Annotated in this window: 3 protein-coding genes; all 3 read left to right on the plus strand. The window is 50.4% G+C overall.

Features of this window, described 5'->3' with window-relative positions:
* The first annotated feature begins 26 nt into the window (after positions 1 to 26).
* Positions 27 to 1,505 carry a UDP-N-acetylmuramoyl-L-alanyl-D-glutamate--2,6-diaminopimelate ligase gene (locus ACTHUT_RS16810; protein ID WP_250601372.1) on the plus strand — a complete coding sequence of 493 codons (1,479 nt, stop codon included), beginning with the start codon at positions 27 to 29 and terminating at the stop codon, positions 1,503 to 1,505.
* A gap of 180 nt (positions 1,506 to 1,685) precedes the next feature.
* Complete coding sequence (locus tag ACTHUT_RS16815) at positions 1,686 to 2,207, plus strand: M23 family metallopeptidase (RefSeq protein ID WP_250601781.1); 522 nt, start codon at positions 1,686 to 1,688, stop codon at positions 2,205 to 2,207.
* Between the two features lie 24 nt (positions 2,208 to 2,231).
* The coding region (locus tag ACTHUT_RS16820; protein ID WP_440419133.1) for a peptidase at positions 2,232 to 3,021 on the plus strand (790 nt) is incomplete at its 3' end.

The following is a 3,021-nucleotide window of genomic DNA, read 5'->3' on the forward strand; positions in this document are numbered from 1 at the left end:
TCCAAACAATCAAAGAGATATTGTTTATGTTCAGCAAGTTAACCCCCTTGGCTGAAACCAACTTTCCGCCTCTGCTGTGTGAAAACGCAGCAGGGCGTTTGTTGCATTCAGACAGCCGACAAATTAAACAGGGTGACATTTTCGTTGCCTGTCAGGGCGAATATACAGACGGCCGCAGCTATATTCCTGCCGCCATCGCCAACGGTGCTATCTTTGTTTTTTGGGATGATGACGGTAAATTCACATGGAATCCTGAATGGAACGTTCCCAATCAAGGCATTAAAGATTTGAAACACCGCGCCGGTATGTTGGCGGCACAGGTTTACGGCAATGTTTCAGACGGCCTTAAAGTTTGGGGCGTAACCGGTACCAACGGCAAAACCTCTATCACACAATGGCTGGCGCAAGCTGCCGATCTGTTGGGCGAAAAAACCACTATTATCGGCACAGTCGGCAACGGCTTTTGGGGCGCATTGGAAGAGACCACGCATACCACGCCAGCCCCTGTCGATGTCCAAACCCTGCTCTACCGCTTCCGCCAGCAAGGCGCAACAGCCGCCGCGATGGAAGTTTCCAGCCACGGCCTTGACCAATCGCGCGTCAACGGCGTGCCGTTTCGCAGCGCAATCTTTACCAATCTCACCCGCGACCACCTCGATTACCACGGCACCATGGAAGCCTACGGTGCCATCAAGTCGCGCCTGTTCTACTGGCATGGTCTGCAACACGCCATCATCAATGTCGATGATGAATATGGGGCAGAACTCGCAGGCCGTCTGAAAAAAGACTGTCCCGATTTAGCTGTTTATGGCTATGGTTTCAGCGAGCAAGCCGATATCCGCATTACCGATTTCATCGCTTCTTCAGACGGCATGGAAGCCGTATTCCAAACCCCGTGGGGCGAAGGAAAATGCCGTACCCGTCTGCTCGGACGATTCAACGCGCAAAACCTTGCCGCCTGCGTTGCCTTGCTGTGTGCCAACGGTTATCCACTTAATAACGTTTTGGAAGTACTGGCAAAAATCCGTCCCGCTTCAGGCCGCATGGATTGCATTATGAACAGCGGCAAACCTTTGGTCGTTGTCGATTATGCCCACACCCCCGACGCATTGGAAAAAGCACTCTCCACTTTGCAGGAAATCAAACCGCAGGGCGCGGCTTTGTGGTGCGTATTCGGCTGCGGCGGCAACCGCGATCGTGGTAAACGCCCGCTGATGGGCGCGGCAGCCGTACAGGGTGCGGATAAAGTTGTCGTAACCAGCGACAACCCGCGTTTGGAAAATCCGCAAGACATCATCAACGATATTTTGCCTGCCGTACCTAATCCTGAGCGTGTCGAAGTTGATCGCGCTGTTGCCATCCGTTATGCGGTTGAGCGGGCTGCCACGAATGACATCATCCTGATTGCCGGTAAAGGGCATGAAAACTATCAGGATGTACAAGGCGTGAAGCACCATTTCTCCGATTTTGAAATCGCAAAAAAAGCATTGGCAGAGCGCGGTTAAGCCATAACGCAAATATTCAGACGGCCCGAAACCTTAAGGCCGTCTGAAAAAGATTTAAGCATATACAATAAAAGCAATACGACACACGCATTACGGCACGTCAGCCATTAAACCCATCACAGTTGTTTGTTTCAGAGGACTTTTTAACAAGGCCGTCTGAACAACAAGGAGACCGATTTGATGCTGAAAATGCCGACAAAAACCTTATTAATCAGTGCAGCCGTGGTTTTATTCACAGGCTGTACAACCAAACAACTTCCGCGTCCTACTGCCGAAATCGAGCAGTTGAGGGCGCAACAGCCTCCGGCCGAGCAAAGCCTACCGAATCCTGTTAAAGGCAGGCGTTTTGACGACACTTGGGGCGCAGCGCGCAGTCAGGGGCGCAGGCATGAAGGTGTGGATATTTTTGCTAAGAAAAACACGCCGATACGCAGTACTACGCCCGGCATCGTGACCAAAATCGGGCGCAACCGATTGGGCGGTAAAGTTATCGGTATCCAAGGGCCGGGGGCGTGGCATTACTATGCCCATCTGAATAAATTTGCCCGTATTCGTCTGTATGAACGAGTCAAAGAAGGGCAGGTCATCGGCTATGTCGGTAAAACTGGCAACGCGAGAACTACGCCGGCCCACCTGCATTACGGCGTGTATCTGCCCAGTGGCGCGGTGAATCCGTATCCGCTGATTAATCAGAACAGATAGGCAGTCTGAACAAGATTTGAGAGTATGAACGCAAAGAAATTGGTTAAGGCAACGAATATTGTCGGTATGGTGGCAGTGACACTGCTGGTGTACTGGGTGTTCGCGCTGATATTGATTCAAGTTTTCGGGCTTAAGGTGTTCCGCGAATACATTACGGAAATTTTCCTGATGAGTATTTTGGGGATTTTTGCCGTGATGGCGGGTGCCTTGATACTGAACATCATGCTGAATTTGACCCGTATCGCCGAGCGAGGACAAGAGGAAGAAAGCAAAGGTGGCCGGAAAACCTTATATTTGTTGTTGGCAGTATTTCCTTTGTTGGCGGCATTGTTGTTCGGTGGCAATTACCTGACAATTCAACAAAAACGCGACATCTTAATCCAATCGTCGGAGCGTATCGTCAAAGACAATCCTGCTCAAATAGATGCGTTGGCTGATTACCGTTTCGACTTGGCGTATATCAGAAAAACGTCGGAAATCCTGGATTTGATGGCTAAAGACAATTCGTCTTTTAAGTCTGCCGTGATTATCGTGCCGGATAAGATCGACAACAAACCGGTTTATCTGGCTTTTTCAGCCGACTCCTCCCGTCTTACCCTGAGTGACGAAGTCGTGCCTGCCACCAATCAGAATGCAGAAGGTAGCGATAATTTTGTCGTGAATCGAAATGGTGAGAAAGTAGCGGTCAAGAAAACGGACTATGTCTATTCCCCGGATTTGAAGGAGCGCGAATACCTGCAAAAAGTATTTGCCGGACAAACCCAGGAAATGCGCTATGAAGCGGAAGACGGTCATTACAGCCTCTGCCACCCTT

The organism is Neisseria sp. P0022.S010 (genome assembly GCF_051956635.1).